The organism is Halobacterium sp. KA-4 (assembly GCF_021028995.1).
Taxonomy (GTDB): Archaea; Halobacteriota; Halobacteria; order Halobacteriales; family Halobacteriaceae; genus Halobacterium.
Genome location: NZ_JAJJZG010000007.1, coordinates 53,765 through 70,744, shown reverse-complemented (window position 1 = coordinate 70,744; position 16,980 = coordinate 53,765). Strand labels below are relative to the sequence as shown.

The 16,980-nt window shown below is 66.6% G+C and carries 20 protein-coding genes; 6 read left to right on the top strand and 14 right to left on the bottom strand.

Features of this window, described 5'->3' with window-relative positions; genetic code table 11:
* Positions 1-20: 20 nt before the first annotated feature.
* The 3 genes from LPA44_RS09015 to LPA44_RS09005 all read right to left on the bottom strand — a co-directional run bounded on the left by LPA44_RS09015 (position 21) and on the right by LPA44_RS09005 (position 1,657).
* Positions 21-269, bottom strand: coding sequence for a hypothetical protein (locus tag LPA44_RS09015; protein ID WP_230889252.1), 249 nt, complete (start codon positions 267-269; stop codon positions 21-23).
* A complete protein-coding gene (locus LPA44_RS09010; protein WP_230889251.1) occupies positions 269-472 on the bottom strand; it encodes a hypothetical protein in 204 nt (67 codons plus the stop codon). The genes LPA44_RS09015 and LPA44_RS09010 overlap by 1 nt, the downstream gene beginning before the upstream one ends.
* Before the next feature lie 639 nt (positions 473-1,111).
* On the bottom strand, positions 1,112-1,657 hold the full coding sequence (locus tag LPA44_RS09005) for a DUF5815 family protein (RefSeq protein ID WP_230889250.1): 546 nt from the start codon (positions 1,655-1,657) through the stop codon (positions 1,112-1,114).
* Between the two features lie 237 nt (positions 1,658-1,894).
* On the opposite strand from LPA44_RS09005, the gene LPA44_RS09000 reads away from it, so the two are divergent.
* Positions 1,895-2,311 (top strand): hypothetical protein, encoded by a 417-nt coding sequence (locus LPA44_RS09000; RefSeq protein ID WP_230889249.1) that lies wholly within the window; start codon positions 1,895-1,897, stop codon positions 2,309-2,311.
* A 201-nt stretch (positions 2,312-2,512) separates the two neighbouring features.
* Here LPA44_RS09000 and LPA44_RS08995 read toward each other — a convergent pair whose 3' ends face one another.
* The 3 genes from LPA44_RS08995 to LPA44_RS08985 form a co-directional block, all read right to left on the bottom strand.
* Entirely contained in the window at positions 2,513-2,932 is a 420-nt protein-coding gene (locus LPA44_RS08995; RefSeq protein WP_230889248.1) for a DUF7124 domain-containing protein, read from the bottom strand.
* A gap of 50 nt (positions 2,933-2,982) precedes the next feature.
* The gene (locus tag LPA44_RS08990) at positions 2,983-3,237 is read right to left on the bottom strand and encodes a hypothetical protein (RefSeq protein WP_230889247.1); all 255 of its coding nucleotides are present in this window, start codon (positions 3,235-3,237) and stop codon (positions 2,983-2,985) included.
* Between the two features lie 92 nt (positions 3,238-3,329).
* Positions 3,330-4,583, bottom strand: coding sequence for an NAD(P)/FAD-dependent oxidoreductase (locus LPA44_RS08985; RefSeq protein WP_230889246.1), 1,254 nt, complete (start codon positions 4,581-4,583; stop codon positions 3,330-3,332).
* A gap of 161 nt (positions 4,584-4,744) precedes the next feature.
* On the opposite strand from LPA44_RS08985, the gene LPA44_RS08980 reads away from it, so the two are divergent.
* Positions 4,745-5,317, top strand: coding sequence for a DUF6149 family protein (locus LPA44_RS08980; protein WP_230889342.1), 573 nt, complete (start codon positions 4,745-4,747; stop codon positions 5,315-5,317).
* Here LPA44_RS08980 and LPA44_RS08975 read toward each other — a convergent pair whose 3' ends face one another.
* Positions 5,318-6,658 carry an NAD(P)/FAD-dependent oxidoreductase gene (locus LPA44_RS08975; protein ID WP_230889245.1) on the bottom strand — a complete coding sequence of 447 codons (1,341 nt, stop codon included), beginning with the start codon at positions 6,656-6,658 and terminating at the stop codon, positions 5,318-5,320.
* Positions 6,659-6,754: 96 nt separating this feature from the next.
* On the opposite strand from LPA44_RS08975, the gene LPA44_RS08970 reads away from it, so the two are divergent.
* The 4 genes from LPA44_RS08970 to LPA44_RS08955 all read left to right on the top strand — a co-directional run bounded on the left by LPA44_RS08970 (position 6,755) and on the right by LPA44_RS08955 (position 10,196).
* Positions 6,755-7,630: a homoserine kinase gene (locus LPA44_RS08970; RefSeq protein WP_230889244.1), complete on the top strand. Its 876-nt coding sequence runs from the start codon at positions 6,755-6,757 to the stop codon at positions 7,628-7,630.
* 114 nt (positions 7,631-7,744) lie between these two features.
* Positions 7,745-8,671 (top strand): substrate-binding domain-containing protein, encoded by a 927-nt coding sequence (locus tag LPA44_RS08965; protein ID WP_230889243.1) that lies wholly within the window; start codon positions 7,745-7,747, stop codon positions 8,669-8,671.
* Between the two features lie 26 nt (positions 8,672-8,697).
* Positions 8,698-9,432: an ABC transporter permease gene (locus LPA44_RS08960; RefSeq protein ID WP_442903375.1), complete on the top strand. Its 735-nt coding sequence runs from the start codon at positions 8,698-8,700 to the stop codon at positions 9,430-9,432.
* Positions 9,429-10,196 (top strand): amino acid ABC transporter ATP-binding protein, encoded by a 768-nt coding sequence (locus LPA44_RS08955; RefSeq protein WP_230889241.1) that lies wholly within the window; start codon positions 9,429-9,431, stop codon positions 10,194-10,196. The genes LPA44_RS08960 and LPA44_RS08955 overlap by 4 nt, the downstream gene beginning before the upstream one ends.
* A 13-nt stretch (positions 10,197-10,209) precedes the next feature.
* Here LPA44_RS08955 and LPA44_RS08950 read toward each other — a convergent pair whose 3' ends face one another.
* The 7 genes from LPA44_RS08950 to ilvB are packed head-to-tail and all read right to left on the bottom strand — an operon-like array spanning position 10,210 to position 16,902.
* Entirely contained in the window at positions 10,210-11,199 is a 990-nt protein-coding gene (locus tag LPA44_RS08950; protein WP_230889240.1) for an isocitrate/isopropylmalate dehydrogenase family protein, read from the bottom strand.
* Entirely contained in the window at positions 11,192-11,806 is a 615-nt protein-coding gene (leuD, locus tag LPA44_RS08945; protein WP_230889239.1) for a 3-isopropylmalate dehydratase small subunit, read from the bottom strand. Before leuD ends, LPA44_RS08950 begins: the two co-directional genes overlap by 8 nt.
* Entirely contained in the window at positions 11,803-13,227 is a 1,425-nt protein-coding gene (gene leuC / locus LPA44_RS08940; RefSeq protein WP_230889238.1) for a 3-isopropylmalate dehydratase large subunit, read from the bottom strand. Before leuC ends, leuD begins: the two co-directional genes overlap by 4 nt.
* A complete protein-coding gene (locus LPA44_RS08935) occupies positions 13,220-13,456 on the bottom strand; it encodes a hypothetical protein (protein ID WP_230889237.1) in 237 nt (78 codons plus the stop codon). The genes leuC and LPA44_RS08935 overlap by 8 nt, the downstream gene beginning before the upstream one ends.
* Complete coding sequence (gene ilvC / locus LPA44_RS08930; RefSeq protein ID WP_230889236.1) at positions 13,449-14,501, bottom strand: ketol-acid reductoisomerase; 1,053 nt, start codon at positions 14,499-14,501, stop codon at positions 13,449-13,451. Before ilvC ends, LPA44_RS08935 begins: the two co-directional genes overlap by 8 nt.
* The gene (gene ilvN, locus LPA44_RS08925; protein ID WP_230889235.1) at positions 14,498-15,127 is read right to left on the bottom strand and encodes an acetolactate synthase small subunit; all 630 of its coding nucleotides are present in this window, start codon (positions 15,125-15,127) and stop codon (positions 14,498-14,500) included. The genes ilvC and ilvN overlap by 4 nt, the downstream gene beginning before the upstream one ends.
* Entirely contained in the window at positions 15,124-16,902 is a 1,779-nt protein-coding gene (ilvB, locus tag LPA44_RS08920) for a biosynthetic-type acetolactate synthase large subunit (RefSeq protein WP_230889234.1), read from the bottom strand. The genes ilvN and ilvB overlap by 4 nt, the downstream gene beginning before the upstream one ends.
* Positions 16,903-16,980 lie beyond the last annotated feature (78 nt).

Here is a 16,980-nt window from a genome sequence, read left to right as displayed (position 1 = left end):
AGAATCACCCCCCGGCCTAATCAGTCGAAGTATTTCCGGGGTACTGAGTCGTACATCTTCCAGCCGATGAACTGCTCCACAAGATCGACTTCGTCGGCTGTCAGTTCTTCGCCTTCGTACTGTACGGACGGCGCTACCGGTACATCCCCGCTCATGAACGCGCGTTTTTGCTTGTGGTGTTTGGCTTCGTAGTGCAGTCGTTCCACCACTCTCTGAGGTAGAGAAAGGTTCACAGCAGTCTTCGCGTCTGAGTCTCCAATCAGGCCCATCAGTTAGTCACCTCCTGCTTAAGCACGAATAAGGCCTTTTCAGCAGTGTTTTCAGCCAAATCAGTATTCTTGACCTTTTCAGCCTGCATGTCCCAACCGTGTGCCTCCATCGATTCGATGGCATGCGCCTGTCGTTCCGCGTATTCTCGCTCAACTGCATCGGCTAACTCGTCACTCACTTCCAGCACGATTTTCTCACTCATGGTTTTCTCCCTCATACTCTGCAATTAATCGCTGGATGGTTGCTCGGTACGGGACGTTTTTGGTACCGAATAGTTCGATGGCCACTTGATCGAGGTCATCGAGGTCCGACCGCCATACGTGTACGTTCGTTTCATCTGATTTCGTTTTAGTTGACATAATTCTGCGACAGAAGCCGACTACCCGGTGCTCTCACACCTCGCCGGCCATATAACAGACACCAATCTGAACAGTTCTTCAACGATCATGAGACGACCGGCATCACAGCCACCCGTCTACATTTAACTTCGTAATGTTCGCACCCTACTTAAATGGGGAATCGTAGGGGAATACTCGGGACCAAATTGGGTTGCAGCGTGAGCGATAATTGCGCACCCCGTGTACACCCTATATATACATAAGGAAAACGACTGTAAAATAAAACCGAGAGGGAGATCCCAAAATACAATTATGCCACATTAGCCCTTCTTAATCAAGATATCGGCACTTTTACAGTCGTGGATGATGTAATATTGGATGAGGCACCTGACGAAATACGACACGGCACAGTATACTTCAGTCGCGATTTCCTGACAGTGGAACAACCACTCGGGGAAAATGGGGGCTTCAGACGCTTAAGCCCCTGATCCATGACTGGAGTACTATGCCGGAGTATCGTATTCGTCGTCGAAGTCCCGCTGCGCGCGGTAGGAGTCCACGAACTCGCTGACGTCGAACTCCTGCATCTGTTGTTCGAACTCGCTCTCGGTGCCGCTGTCGTCGGCGTGGCTCACCGCGTGGTCCATCAGTTCCACGACCAGTTCGACGACGACCTCGTGGAGTTCACGCGCTTCGAGGTCCGTCACCCACAGCAGCGCGTAGCCGACGCTCCCGTTCTCGCTCTCATCCACGGCGACGATGTCCTCGGGGAGCTGCTCCATCACCGCGCCCATCAAGTGCGGCGTCCCGAACTCCTCGAACTCGTCTTCGGGCGCGGGCGTCACCGCCTCCTTCAACACCGCGACGATGTCCTCCGGCACGAACCGCGACGGCGGATGCATGTCCATCACGACTGCGTGCGTCTCCCCGCAGGAACAGTCGTACTCCCGCATCCCCAAGTCGAAGTCCTTCACGTGAGCCTGCTCCCCGCACGGGAGGTCCACCCACGCGTCGTCGTCCTCGGCCCCCGGTACGCGCGGCTCGGTCATTACCACGCGGTTGGCCCGCCGAGCGGTTAAGCCCCGCGAACGCCGTCTGGAAATTGGGACGTTCTCTGAGCGACGAGAGGCGTGCACGTCTAGAAAGCCCCGGCTGGCTACGCGAACCCCGACGACGCAAGCACTGAACCGAACGAGCGTAGCGAGTGAGGGAAGCGCGCAGCGAGGCGCGGGAGCGTAGCCAGCCGCCCCTTTCCGTTCACCCGTTATCGGTTGGTCGGTCCGCTGTTGGCTGTTCTCGGGCCGAATCTTCTTGGCGGGTGTGCGTTTGTCCGCTATGGCCGCCATCGAACTCCGCAACCTCACCAAGCGCACGGGGACCTCGTCGCCGTCCACCTCCTCTCGCTGCCGTACCTGTTCGCGTGCGCGGCAATCGGGCTGGCGTTCAGCGTCCTCGCGGACCGCGAGAGCATCGTCCAGCGCGCGGCGATGGCGACGGTGTTCGGGCTGTTCCTGCTGGAGTCGATAGTGATGAGCACGGACTACGCGTGGGCCGGCTCAGTCGCGCCGATGCGCTACTTCGACCCGACTGCGATTCTCGTCGACGGCACCTACGACGTCGCCGGCGCCGTCATCCTCGTGGCCGCGACGCTGCTGCTGGTCGCCGGTAGTCAACTGTACTTCCGGCAGAAGGACGTGAACTAACGACAGCAGACCGACCAACCGCCGACGAGCATCCGCGAGTGAGCGGTTCGAAGAACCCGAACGAAGCGGTTCACCGCGCGACCGAGGGGAGCGCGGGCCGACGACTGAGGGACGCGAAGCGGACCGAAGGAGGAGTGCTTTTCCGCAAGTTTTTGCAAGTGACGGCGCGCAAAGCGCGCCGAGCGCAGCAAAAAGTGCCTTTCAGGGCCAGTCGTCGCGGACTTCGGCTTCGTCTTCGGGTTCGTCGTCGGTTTCGCTAGCGAGGTCCCAGTCGGCTTTCGCGGCGGCGTCCTCCAGCGGGAGGTACTCCCAGCCGACTTCCTCGGCGAGTGCGCGGTCGTCGTCGTCGATGCCGACGAAGACGTGGCGTTCGGTGTCGAACTGGCGTTTGACGGATTCGAGGCTCTCTTTGCGGCCTTTGGGGCCGGAGAAGAAGTCCTGACGGATGCGGCGTTTGCGCGTGAAGTTGGTGACGACGTACGTGGGTTCGTCGGAGACGACGCCGACGTACTCGGTCCACTGGCGCGCGCCCGCGAACGCGGTCCCGGGTTTCGCGAGTTCCTGGAGCGCGGACAGCTCGAACGCGAGGGTCATGTCCGTGCTCCCGCCGGATTGGCTCATGGCGGAACGTCGGGCGCGAACGGGAAAAACGGCTTCGGTCGCGGGTCGCGCTACTGAGCGATGTCGAGGCGATAGTAGCCGGTGAACCGGACGACTTCGCCGTCGGCGAGGTCGTCGGCGACCTCCTCGGGGATTGCCACGCCGTCGCCGGCGACGGCGTCCGGGAGGGCGGCCTGTGCTCGGTCGTGGAGTTCGTCGTAGTCGCGGACGGTCTCCTCGACGGTCGTCGGCGCGGTCTCGGTTGCTTCCAGAATCGGGTTCATGTGCTCACCGGCAGTATTGTGTGCCGTGCCAACGTATGCCACGAAAGAACATAAGGATACCGGCAGGTCGGGGCTCACGACAGTCGACGGAGATACAGAAAACGGGCGACGAACGACCGAGCGCGAGGCGAGTCCTACTGTTCCTGCGGAATCGCGAGTTCGTCGATTTCGAAGTTCTCCTGGAGGAGGACGTCCTGCTGGTCGGCGACGACGGCCTCGTCCTTGATGAGCTTCTTGTACTTCGACTGCGGCGCGAGGTTCCCGATAAGCACGCCGCCGATGAGTTTGCCGTCCTTGAACGTCAGGCGGCGCCACTCCGTGTCGCTGTACTTGCGCTCGCAGGACTCGTCGCCCATCGTCGGGAAGCCAAAGGAGAGGAACGGGAAGTCGAAGTGCGTAATCGAGTACGAGGACACCCAGCGGAACGGCTCGATGTCGACGTCGTAGCCTTCGTCCGCGAGCATCGTCTTCCCGGCGAGGGCGCCCTGCTGTTTCGCGGAGCCCCACGAGCCGTTCTGCGCGCGCTCGTCCATGATGGTGTCCCAGTACTGGGTGATGTCGCCTGCCGCGTAGACGTCCTCGACGTCGGTGCGCATGTACTCGTCGACGTGGACGCCGTTGTCGATGGTGGCTTCGGTGTCCTGGAGGATTTCGACGTTGAAGTCGAGGCCGATGGCGACGCCGACGAAGTCCGAGTCGTGGCGGTCGCCGTTCCCGTCGATGGTCGCGACGACCTCACCGTCGTCGTTCGTCTCGAAGTGGTCCGCGCCGGACTCGAAGACGGGCTCGACGCCCTTCTCGCGGAGCCCCTCGTGGATGATTTCGGCGCCTTCCGCGCTGAGCGCGTACCGCCACCAGCGGTCGCCGCGCATCAGGTACTTCGCGTCGACATCCTGGCCGCCGCAGATGGCCGCGAGGTCGATGCCGAGTAGGCCCGCACCGACGACGACGCCCGTGTCGGCGTCTTCGGCGTGCTCTCGAATCTTCCGTGCGTCCTGGAACGTCCAGAAGTGGTGGACGCCGTCGGCGTCGGAGTTCTCGACGGGGAGCTGGTTGGGCGTGCCGCCCGCCGCGACCAGCAGCTTGTCGTAGCTAATTTCGTCGCCTTCGTGGGTTTCGACGGTGTGGGCGTCCGGGTCGACGCCCGTGACGAGCGTGTTCAACTGGAGGTCGATGTCGCGCTCGTCGTACCAGTCCGGTTCGTGGATGCTGATGGGGGCTTCCGGGAGCTTCCCCTTCGCGAATTCCTTGATGAGAATCCGGTTGTAGAGGGCCTCGCCCTCGTCTGTGACGACGGTGACGTCGGCGTCGGGAGCCTCCTCGCGGATAGCTTCGGCGGCGGAGCTGCCCGCGATGCCGTCGCCGATTATCACGTAGGACTCGCTCATGTTCGGACTGTGGCATTCCGGGTTAAAGTGGATTGCTATCTCTCCGGCGGGACGAGAATATTGCGCGAACGCGGCGTACGCACGTGATTTCCCGCGTCGGCAGCGAGCGCGAACGGTGCCGCGTCGGGACGTTCTTTAGGCCCGCGTCCGTAGCCGTGGACGTGAAACTCCACCAGAACGCCAAGCACTTCGCGTCCCGGAAGGCGCTGGAACTGCCCGGCGTGCGCTCGGTCGCCAAGAAGGGGCTGGTCGACCTCCACGTCCGCATCTTCTCGGGGAAGGCCGACGAGGCCCGCCGCGAGGAGCGCCGCGACCACCTCGAGGACTTCTTCGACGCGACGATGGACATGTACCTCGCTGCCCTCCAGGAAGGCTACTCGGAGGCCGAGGCTCGCGAGACGACGCACATCGTCGCGAACTTCGACTTCTACAACCACGGCTGGGCGGAGATGATGGAGTTCCCGCCGAGCGAACTGACCGACCACTACGAGCGCTACGAGCAGTTCTTCGACGCCCACGGCGTCAGCGTCGACGACCCGCTCGGCGAGTTCCGGCCCGCCGACGGCGTCGCGGACGCCCCCGCAACACCCGACCGTCTCGACGAGGCCGACTTCGACCACACCGAGGGCGGCTACGCCGACGACGTCTACGTCGAGACCGAGGACGGCGAGGTGCAGCGCGGCGACGTCGAGGAACCCGACGATGTCGACCCGTCGAAGAGCCCCGGGACGTAACTACGCCTCCTTCTCGCCGGCGATGCGGTCGGCGCACTCGTACCCGGCGACGATGCCGCCGTTGAGCGAGCGCTCCGGGTACTGGGCGCGTGAGGCCATTCCAGCGTAGTAGACGCCGTCGGCGACCTCGGTGTCGAGGTGGTAGGGAATCACCATGTCGAGGTAGCCGCGCTCGTAGACGGGCGCCGTCCGGGGGTTGCGCGCGGTGGAAATCCAGTTGACGTGCGAGCGGTCGAATTCGGGGAACAGTGATTCGATGCCGTCGAGCCAGTGGTCGGCGACCTCGTCGTCGCTCATCTGCCAGACGGGGTCGTCGGGACTCTGGATGTACTTCGGGACGTACAGCAGGTGTTCGCCGCCGTAGCGCTCCGGCGGGACGAAGTTCGTGTGCTCGATGAGCGCGCCGAACGGCGCGTCGTCAGCGATGTTCAGCCAGTATGTGTCCGTGAGCTGGCGGTCCATGCTGACGATGGAGCAGACCGTCCCCTGGAACGTGATGTCGCACTCATGGCCAGTGAGCGCTTCGAGGACGTTCGGCATCGCGGCGACCACGACGGCGTCCGAATCGACCGTTTCGACGTTCGTGAAACCGTCCTCGGCGGGGTCGCTGTGCTCGACAGTCACCGTCTGGAGTTGGCCGTCGGCGGTGCCGACGTTCGTGACGCGCGTGTTCGTGTCGATGTGCTCGCGGCCGACATCCTCCACAAGTGCGTCGTTCAGCCGGCCGAAGCCGCCGTCGAGGTAGCCCAGCGGCTCGCCCCGGAGGAGGTCGCGTTCGCCGCGGAATTTGATGCGACCGAGCAGCCACGCCGCGGAGACGTCCTCCATGCGCTCGCCGAACTTCGCCTCAAGGAGGGGTTCGAAGAACGTCTCGTAGACGTTGCGGGTGGTGTGCTCGATGCAGAACTCCTTGACCGGAATATCCTCGAAGTCCTCGAGGTCGTCGTACGTGTCGAAGGAGGGGATGCCGCCGCGCACGTCGACGTCGAGCGTGAGCATCCCGAGGCGGAATTTGTCGTAGAGACTCCAGTGCGGGAACGCGAGAATCTCCCAGGGCTTGTCCATCGGGTGGATGGTGCCGTCGACGTAGTAGGCGTTCTTCCCGATGGGCCACTGGAGGTCGTCGCCGAGGCCGAGGTCGTCCAGCAGGTCGACGATGGTTTCCTCGCTGGCGGAGAGGTGGTGGTAGAACGTCTCGATGGGGTCGCCGGCCGTCTCGGTGGTCGCCGAAACAAACACGACCTGTCCGGACGCCTCGAAGACGCGCACGTCGTGGCCGTGGCCCTGGAGTCGGCGCGCGGCCGCCAGTCCCGCGATGCCGCCCCCGACGATGGCAATCATGCTCGCAGGTCGGGCGCGACTCCGGGTTAACGTTGCGGTCGGCCGTGCGTTGCGGAGTCCGCTACGCTTTTGCGCGGGCCCCGGTAACGGACGGGCATGGTTACCGTCCGCGCGCCGGCGACGAGTGCGAACCTCGGCAGCGGCTTCGACGTCTTCGGGGTGGCGCTCGACCGACCCGCGGACGTCGTCCACGTCGAGCGCGCATCGGAGACGACAATCGAGATGACTGGGATGGGCGCGGACTTCATCCCCGAGGAACCGATGGACAACACGGCCGGCGTAGTGGCCGAGGAACTGGGTGCGCCCGCCCACATCACCATCGACAAGGGCGTCCGGCCGTCGTCGGGACTCGGGTCGTCGGCCGCCAGCGCCGCGGGCGCGGCCGTCGCGCTCGCCGAACTGTACGACCGCGACCTCAGCCAGCGCGAACTCGTGCGCGTCGCCGCGGAGGGCGAGGCCGCGGTCTCCGGGGACGCGCACGCGGACAACGTCGCTCCCGCCATTCTCGGCGGATTCACGGTCGTCCGCGACGACGGCATCGAGCGCGTCGCCGCGGACCTCGCGCTGGTCGTCTGCCTCCCGGACATCGTCGTCTCGACGCGCGACGCCCGCGGTGTCGTTCCCGAAACCGCGTCCATCGAGAACCTCGTCGACACCGTCGGGTCGGCGGCGACGCTCTCCATCGGGATGTGCCGCAACGACCCCGAGCGCGTCGGCCGCGGGCTCGAAGAACACCTCGTCACGCCCGCCCGCGCGAAACTCATCGACGGCTACGACACCGCCTGCGAGGCCGCCCGCGAGGCCGGCGCGACGGGCGTCACAGTCAGCGGCGCGGGCCCCGCGATTCTCGCCGTCTGCCACGACGACGACCAGCGCCGCGTCGCCAGCGCGCTCGTCGACGGCTTCGAGCGCGACGGCGTCGACGCGACCGCGTACCGCTCGCGAGTCGGTGACGGCGCGACCATCCTCTAAGCCGGCGGCGAACCTACTGGCGTTCACTTCTACTCACATTCGACCAGTAGCGTAACCGATAGTTATCACGCCGTTCTGGCAACACTTTTGAGGGTGGCGTCCAGCGATGTATCCATGCCAATACAACGGCGGAAGTTCCTCGCAGCACTCGGTACAGGCGCAGCAGCTGGACTTGCGGGCTGTTCGAACCCGCTCGGCGGCAGTAGCGGCGGCGCGGAAGTCGCCGGCGAGACGCTCACGCTCACCACGACCACGAGCACGTACGACACTGGCTTGCTCGACGCGCTGAACGCGCCCTTCGAGGACATGTACGGCGTCACCGTCGACTCCGTCGCGCAGGGGACGGGGGCGGCGCTGGAGACCGCGCGCAACGGCAACTCCGATGTCATCATGGTCCACGCGCGCTCGCTCGAAGACGAGTTCATGCGGAACGGCCACGGCGTCAACCGCCGCGACCTGATGTTCAACGACTTCGTCATCGTCGGTCCGGCCGACGACCCCGCCGGCATCGAGGGGATGAGTTCCGCGGCCGAGGCGTTCGCCACCATCGCCGAATCCGAAGCCCAGTTCATCTCCCGCGGGGACAACTCCGGGACACACACGAAGGAGCTCGGCATCTGGTCGGAGGCGGGCGTCGAACCCGGCGGCAGCTGGTATCAGGAGACCGGCCAGGGGATGGGCGCGGTGCTCAACATCGCCAACGAGCAGGGCGGCTACACGCTCGCCGACCGCGGCACCTACCTCTCCCAGCAGTCCGAAATCGACCTCACGATCCTCGTCCAAGGCCCCATCGAGGGCGGCCCGGAACTGCTCGCGAACCCCTACGGCGTGCTCGCCGCCAACCCCGAACGCCACGAGGACGCCAACTACGACCTCGCGATGGCGTACATCGGCTACATCACGAGCCCACAGGGCCAGCAAGTCATCTCGGACTACACCGCGAACGGCGAACAGCTGTTCTTCCCGCGCGCGCTCTCCGAGGACCCGAACTTCCAGCAGTACGTCCCCGAAGGCTGGAGCGCTGACGAGTCGAACGAGTGAAGATGGTCGCGGTGCTGGCTGCACTCATGCCGCTGGCTGACGTCGTCTCGACGCTCGTGCAGGCCGCTGCCGGGCCGCTGTTCGTCGAGTTCCCGTTCGAGCGGACGTACGTCCTCAGCATCATCTACGTCTCGCTGTACGTCAGCCTCTCCGCCGTTGCGCTCAGCACGCTGTTCAGCGTCCCCGTCGCACTCGTCGTCGGCTTCACCGACTTCCCCGGCAAGCGCCTGGTCAAGGCAGCCATCAACACCGGCATGGGGTTCCCGAGCGTCGTCGTCGGGCTGGTCGTACTGTTCGCGGTCTCGAATCAGGGGCCGCTCGGCGAACTCAACCTCGTGTTCACGAAGGAAGCGATGATTATGTCCCAGTTCGTGCTCGCGACCCCGCCCATCACCGGTATCGCGCTGGCGTCCGTCACGGGCGTCCAGGCGGACGTCCGGGACGCCGCGTTCGCGCTCGGCGGCACGCGCCTCGACGTGGCGCTGACCGTCGTCAAGGAAGCCCGCTACGGCATCGCTACCGCCGTACTCGCGGGATTCGGGCGCGCCATCAGCGAGGTCGGGTCCGTACTCATCGTCGGCGGGAACATCGCCGGCTCGGACGGCGTCTCGAAGACGCGCACGCTCACGACCGCCGTCCAACTGGAAGCCCGGCAGGGCCGCTACGAGACCGCGCTCGTGCTCGGTGCGGTGTTACTCGTGCTCGTGCTCGCCGTGAACGCCGTCGTCGTCCGTCTCGGGGACGGAGGGCAGATGCGATGACGCTACGCGCCGACGGCGTCACGCGCGCCTACGGGGACGAGGTGGTCTTCCGGGACGTCGACTTGCGCGTCCCGCAGGGCGAAGTCGTCGCCATCATCGGGCCGTCCGGCGTGGGGAAGTCGACGCTGCTGCGCCTGCTCGGGCTGTTCACGCCGCCCGACGAGGGCAGCGTCGCCGTCGACGGCACCGACGCGTGGTCGCTGCCCACCGACGACCGCCTCGCGCTCCGGCGGCGCGTCGGCGTCGTCTTCCAGGAAGCGAGTCTCTTCGACGCGTCGGTCGCGCGCAACGTCGAGTACGGCCTGCGCGTCCGGCGGTCGTGGCGCGAGCGCGTCCACGACGAACTCCGCGCGCTCGTCGGCACCACCGAACTGCCGGACACGGCCCGCGACGCGCTCGACGTCGTCGGGCTCGCCGACTACGTCGACAAGCCCGCGGACTCGCTGTCCGGCGGGGAAGCCCAGCGCGTCGCGTTCGCGCGCGCACTGGCGTACGACCCCGACTTCCTGCTGCTCGACGAGCCGACCTCGGACCTCGACCCGCGGAACACCGCCGTCATCGAGGACGCCATGACCGCAGCCGCCGAGCGCGACATCGGCGTCGTCGTGGCGACCCACGACATGAATCAGGCCCAGCGCGTCGCCGACCGCGTCGCCGTCCTCCTCGACGACAGCGTCATCGAGTCGGGGCCCGCGGACCGCGTCTTCGAGAACCCCCGCGACGAGCGCGCGCGGAAGTTCATCGACGGCGAACTCGTCTACTGAAAAGAGGGAGCCGCTACAGCCGGTCGAGAATCGCGTCGCCGACCTGTTCCGTGGTGGCGTCGCCACCGAGGTCGGCCGTCCGCGGACCGTCCGCGAGCACGCCCTCAACGGCGTCGCGGACGCGCTGGCCGTCCTCCTCGTAGCCGAGGAACTCCAACAGCATCGCCGCCGACAGCACGGTCGCACCGGGGTTGGCGACACCCTCGCCGGCGATGTCCGGTGCGGTGCCGTGGACGGGCTCGAACAGCCCGCGCTCCTCGCCGACGTTCGCCGAGGGCAGCAGGCCGAGGCCGCCAACGAGGCCGGCCGCGAGGTCCGAGAGCACGTCGCCCGCGAGGTTCGGACAGACGACCACGTCGTAGTCGTCGGGATACAGCGGCAGCCGCGTCGCGAACGCGTCCATCAGCTCCTCGTCGGTCGCGACGCCCTGCTCGTCGGCCACGGAGAGCACGCCGTCGCGGAAGCGGCTGTCCGTCTTCCGCATCACGTTCGCCTTGTGGACGACCGTGAAGCCGTCGGTGCCCTCGGGGCCGCGGCCCGCCTCGACGAAGTCGCAGGCGAACTCCGCGAGCCGCCGGGACGCCGACGACGTGACGACGCGCGTGAGCGTCGAGAGGTCGTCGCTGAGGTCGTCCTCGTGGCCCGCGTAGACGCCCTCCGTGTTCTCCCGGAGGAACACCACGTCGGTCTCCGGGCGGAGCGCGTCCACACCGGGGTACGCGCGGGCGGGGCGGATGTTGACGAACGACTCGACTGCCGAGCGCAGCGGCAGGATGACGTCCGCGGCGGTTTCGCCGGCCGCGCCGAACAGCGTCGCGTCAGCGGCTTCGACGGCCGCTCGCGTCTCCGCCGGGAGAGCAGTCCCGGTCTCCTCTTTCACCGCGTCGCCGGCGTCGGCGTGCACGAAGTCGAAGTCCCCGACTGCGTCGAGGACGTCCACGGCGACGGGGACGACTTCCTGCCCGATGCCGTCGCCGGGGATGACCGCAATCTCCTCAGACATCCGTGTAGGGGAGACTCTCGGCGGTTTCGCGCACGGTGTCGGCGTTCGCGCCCATCAGCGCGGTCGTGTCCCAGACGCCGTCGACGAGCGCGCGCCGCTGCGCGTCGTCGACCTCGGCGTCGATGGTGGTGTCGCCGTACCGGACTTCCTCGTTCACGACGTCGACCTCGATTTCCTCGTCGGGGTGCTCGTCGATGAAGTCCTGGAGGGCTTCGACGTCCTCTTGGGAGGCGGTGACGGTGGGGATGCCGAGCGCGAGGCAGTTCCCCGCGAAAATCTCGGCGAACGACTCGCCGACGATGGCGTCGATGCCCCAGCGCATCAGCGCCTGTGGTGCGTGCTCGCGGGAGGAGCCACAGCCGAAGTTCGAATTCACCGTCAGGACGGACGCGCCCTGGAAGTGGTCCTCGTTGAACGGGTGCTCTTTGGGGTTGTCGTCGTCGTCGAAGCGCACGTCGAAGAACGCGAACTCGCCGAGGCCGTCGAACGTGACGACCTTCATGAACCGCGCGGGGATAATCTGGTCCGTGTCGATGTCGTTCCCGCGCACGGGGACGCCCGTCCCCGAGACCTGCTTCACGGTCTCCGCAGGTCCTTCGTCGCTCATGCGCGCACCTCCTCGAAGCGCTCCAATTCACGCACGTCCGTGACCTCACCGGTCACGGCGGCTGCAGCGACCATCGGCGGGCTCATCAGGACGGTGCGGCCGTCCTTCGAGCCCTGGCGGCCGACGAAGTTCCGGTTCGACGAGGACGCACACCGCTCGTCGCCGACCAGCTGGTCCTCGTTCATGCCCAGACACATCGAACAGCCCGCACCGCGCCAGTCGAAGCCGGCTTCCTCGAACACTTCGTCGAGGCCCTCGGCTTCGGCGGCGGCTTTGACGCGCTGGCTGCCCGGCACGACCATCGCGCGCACGGAGTCGTGGACCTCGTGGCCCTTCACGACCTCCGCGGCCTCCCGGAGGTCCGGCAGGCGCGCGTTCGTACAGCTCCCCAGGAACGCCACGTCGATGGGATAGCCCGCCATCGTGTCGCCGGGCTCGACGTCCATGTGTTCCTGCGCGGCGCGTGCGCTGTCCTCCTTGTCCGCGGGCAGGTCCTCGGGCGCGGGAATCTCCTCGGAGATGCCGATGCCCTGGCCAGGCGTCGTCCCCCACGTGACCGTGGGTTCCAGGTCGTCGCCGTCGATTTCCACGACGTCGTCGTACTCGGCGTCCGCGTCGGAGGCGATGGACTCCCAGTAGCGCTTGAGTTCCTCGAACTCCTCGCCGTCGGGGACGCGGTCGCGGCCTTCCAGATACTCGTAGGTGGTCTCGTCGGGGTTGACGTAGCCCGCGCGAGCACCGCCCTCGATGGACATGTTACAGATACTCATCCGGCCGGCCATGTCCATGTGGCGGATGGCTTCGCCGCCGTACTCGTAGACGTAGCCAACGCCGCCGTCGGTGCCCAGCTTCCGAATGACCTGCAGGATGACGTCTTTCGGCGTCACGCCGTCGTCGAGTTCGCCGGTGACCTCGATGCGACGGACCTTCTGTTTCTCCATGGCGACACAGCCGGTCGCCAGCACGTCCCGAATCTGGGACGTCCCGATGCCGAACGCGAGCGCGCCGAACGCGCCGTGCGTCGCCGTGTGGGAGTCCCCACAGACGATGGTCATCCCGGGCTGGGTGAGCCCCTGCTCCGGGCCGACCACGTGCACGATGCCCTGACGGCCGGTCGTCGGGTCGGCGAAGTCGATGTTCGCCGCGCGCACGTTCTCCTCCAATTCGCTCATCATCTCCTCGGCCGCGTCGTCGCTGTACGGGCGCGACTGGTCCGCGGTCGGGACGATGTGGTCGACGGTCGCGTACGTGCGCTCGGGGTACGCGACGTCGAGGTCGCGCTCTTTGAGCATCCCGAACGCCTGCGGGCTCGTCACCTCGTGGATGAGGTGGAGGCCGACGAACAGCTGGGACTGTCCGGTCGGCAGTTCGGTCACTTCGTGTCGATCCCAGACCTTGTCGTAGAGCGTGTTCTCACTCATCGCGTCCGTCCTCGTCCGCTACGGGTTCGCCGCCGCGCTCCCATACGGGGTTGGCACCCTCGTCCTCGGCCGGCGGCGTCTGGTCGACGTCTTTCATCGTCTGCTCTTCGGTCGCCTCACGTTTACCTCCGTCTGCGGCGACCACGGGACCGCGTCGGAACACCGAGCCGACGCCCTCGGGTGCCTCGGGGTTGCGCTGGCTGACGTCCGTGAGCGTCTGCTCAGTCATCCGCGGACACCTCGGCCTGCTCGACGTCCGCGTCGTCGTTAGCCCACGCGAACAGGTCGCGGAGGCGCTCGCCGACTTCCTCGATTTCGTGGTTCTGCTCGGCCTGCCGGCGCTGGCGGTACGACGGCCGGCCCGCCTGGTTTTCCGCAATCCACTCGCGGGCGAACTCGCCGTTCTGGACCTCTTCGAGGGCCTCCTCCATGTTCTCCCGGACGTGCTCGTCGACGATTTCGTCACCGCGCGTGAGGCCGCCGAACTCCGCGGTGTCGGAAACCGAATCCCACATCTCGGAGTTGCCGCCCTCGTACATCAGGTCGACGATGAGCTTGAGCTCGTTCAGGCACTCGAAGTACGCCATCTCGGGGCTGTAGCCGGCGTCCACGAGCGTCTCGTAGCCGGTCTTGACGAGGCTCGTGACGCCCCCACAGAGGACGGCCTGCTCGCCGAATAGGTCAGTCTCGGTCTCCTCGCGGAACGTCGTCTCGACGACGCCCGCGCGAGCGCAGCCGATGCCGTCGGCGTACGCCAGCGCCTCCTGCTGGGCGTCGCCCGTGGCGTCCTGGTAGACGGCGAGCAGCGCCGGGGTGCCCTGCCCGGCCTCGTAGTTCCGGCGCACGAGGTGACCCGGGGACTTCGGCGCAATCATCGTCACGTCCACGTCCTCCGGCGGCTCGACCTGGCCGTAGTGGATGTTGAACCCGTGCGCGAACTGGAGCGTGTCACCGGCATCCAGTTCCGGTTCGATGGTCTCGAACAGCGACGGCTGCACGGTGTCCGGGACGAGCACGGAGACGATGTCCGCCTCGCGTGCGGCCTGCTTCGGGGTCTCGACGCGCAGGCCGTCGGCTTTCACCGCGGACCGCGAGGACGAGTCCTTGCGGAGGCCGACGATGACGTCGACTCCACTGTCGTCGAGGTTCTGGGCGTGCGCGTGGCCCTGGCTGCCGTATCCGAGTACGGCGACGGTCTTGTCGTCGACGTAGCGGCGGTCGACGTCCGATTCGTGGTACACTGGCTGCGTGAAGTCTGCGTCTTCTGCTGTCATTTGAGGTGGTCTGGAACGACTGCTGTCTTGGTCTCGCCACGCGCCAGCGCCGTCTGCCCGGTCCGGGCAATCTCCCGGATACCGAACTGCCGGTAGGCGTCGATGGCGTCGTTTATCTTCTGTTCGTCGCCGGTCAACTCGACGGTAATCGTCCGCGGACCGGCGTCGAGGGTCTTCCCGTTGTACATCTCCGTGATGGCGTGGACCTCGTGGGGGCGGTCGGCGTCGACTTTCACCACCACGAGCTCGCGGGTCACCGCGTCGGTCTCGAGTTCGCGGACGTGGATGACCGGAACGACCTTCTCTAGTTGCTTCTCGACCTGGTCGATGCCGGGGTCGGGCTCCTCGACGACGACCGTGATACGCGCCCAGTCGTCGTTCTGGGTGTCCGCGACGGTCAGCGACTCGATGTTGAACTGCCGCCGGCTGAACAGCCCGGAGACGCGCGCGAGCACGCCCGGCTCGTGTTCGACGAGCGCGGAGATGACGGTGCGCCGCGGCGGATGCTCGGCCTCCGCTTCGGGGTCGATGCGGATGCCCTGCGAGCTCCGCCGTCCCTTCGGTCGACGGCGCTCCTCCGGGGCCGGCCCCGGCAGTCCCTCTCGTTCGGTGTTTCGTTCACTCATAGGTGCTCCTCCGAGAGCGCGAACTGGCCGTTGTCGCCGCCCGAGGGAACCATCGGGTAGACGTCCTCGGTCGGGTCGATGTAGACGTCGACCACAGCGGGACCGTCGGTGGCGAGCGCTTCCTCGATGACGCCGGGGGCGTCGTCGTAGCCCTCGATGCGGAAGCCGTCCGCACCGAACGCCTCCGCGAGCGTGTCGAACTTCGGCACCCACGGGTACTCCGAGGCCATGCGGCGCCCCTCGAAGAACGCGTCCTGCCACTGGCGGACCATCCCGATGGCCTCGTTGTTCAACACGAAGACGGTGATGTCCATCTGCTCGCGCACCGCGACGACCAGCTCCTGACACGTCATCAGGAACGAGCCGTCGCCGTCGAAGCAGACGACGGACTGGTCGTCGTCGGCGGCGACGCGCGCGCCGATGGCCGACGGCAGCCCGTACCCCATCGCGCCGAGGCCGTGGGAGGACACCCACGTCCGCGGCTCCGTGTACGTCCAGAACTGGCAGGCCCACATCTGGTGTTGGCCGACGCCAGTCGTGACGACGGTGTCGTCGGCGGTCGCCTCGTCGACGGCCTCGACGACGTACTGGGGTTTCAGCGGTTCGTCCTCGGGTGCCGCGTAGTCGAGTCGGTACTCCTGTTGCCACTCGCGGCACTGCTCGGCCCACTCGCTGGTCTCGGGCGAACCCGGCATCGCCTCGTCCAACTGGTCGAGGACGGTGCCGGCGTCGCCGATTAGCGGGTGGTCGGCTTCGATGTTCTTCGAAATCTCTGCGGGGTCGATGTCGACGTGGACGACTTCGGCGTCCGGCGCGAACGAGTCGACGCCGCCCGTGAGGCGGTCGTCGAAGCGCGTCCCGATTGCCAGCAGGCAGTCGGTCAGCGTGATTGCCATGTTCGCGTAGCCGGTGCCGTGCATCCCCGCCATCTCCATGGCGAGGTCGTGGTCCTCGGGGAACGCGCCGATGCCCGGCATCGTCGTCACGACCGGAATCTCGTGCTCGGTCGCGAACGCGTACAGCTCCTCGGTGGCGTCACCTTTGACGACGCCGCCGCCCGCCAGAATCACGGGCTCGTCGGCGTCCACGATGGTCTGCGCGGCGGCCGCGACGTTCTCGTCGTCGGCGTGCGTCTGCACGTCGACGGTACCCGGAACGGAGGGTTCGACGGGGTCGACGTCGGTCTCGCCGGTCGTGACGTCCTTCGGCAGGTCGACGACCGTTGGCCCCTGTCGGCCGTGGTTCGCGAGCGCAAACGCCGTGCTCACGTCCTCGCCGACGCTGTCGGGGCTGGACGCGAAGTAGTTCGACTTCGTGATGGGCGTCGTGACGCCGACCGTGTCCGTCTCCTGGAACGCGTCGTTCCCGACGAGCTCCGTGGGGACCTGGCCGGTGAGCGCGACGACGGGTTCGGAGTCCATGTCCGCGTCAGCGAGGCCGGTCACGAGGTTCGTCGCGCCCGGCCCGGACGTCGCCATACAGATGCCAGGGTCACCGGTGACGGCACCGTAGGCGTCGGCCGCGTGCGCGGCGCCCTGCTCGTGCGCCATCGTGACGTGGTCAAGCTCGGAGTCGTAGAGCGCGTCGTAGACGGGCATGATGGCACCGCCCTGCACGCCGAACACCGTCTCGACGCCCGCCGTCTCCAGCGACGCGATGACGGACTCCGCGCCCGTCTGCGCCGTGGATTCGGTCGGCTCTCCGTCTTCGGCCGGCTCGTCGGCGGTCGCGTCGTCGGCGTCGTCGGGTTCGGTCACTGCGCCGTGGTCTGTCATCGATACCCCTCCCGCGGTGTCGCGTTCTGTGTGGACTGTGTCATGGCGGATGCTGCGGTGGCTGTCGGTTGTCGGTGA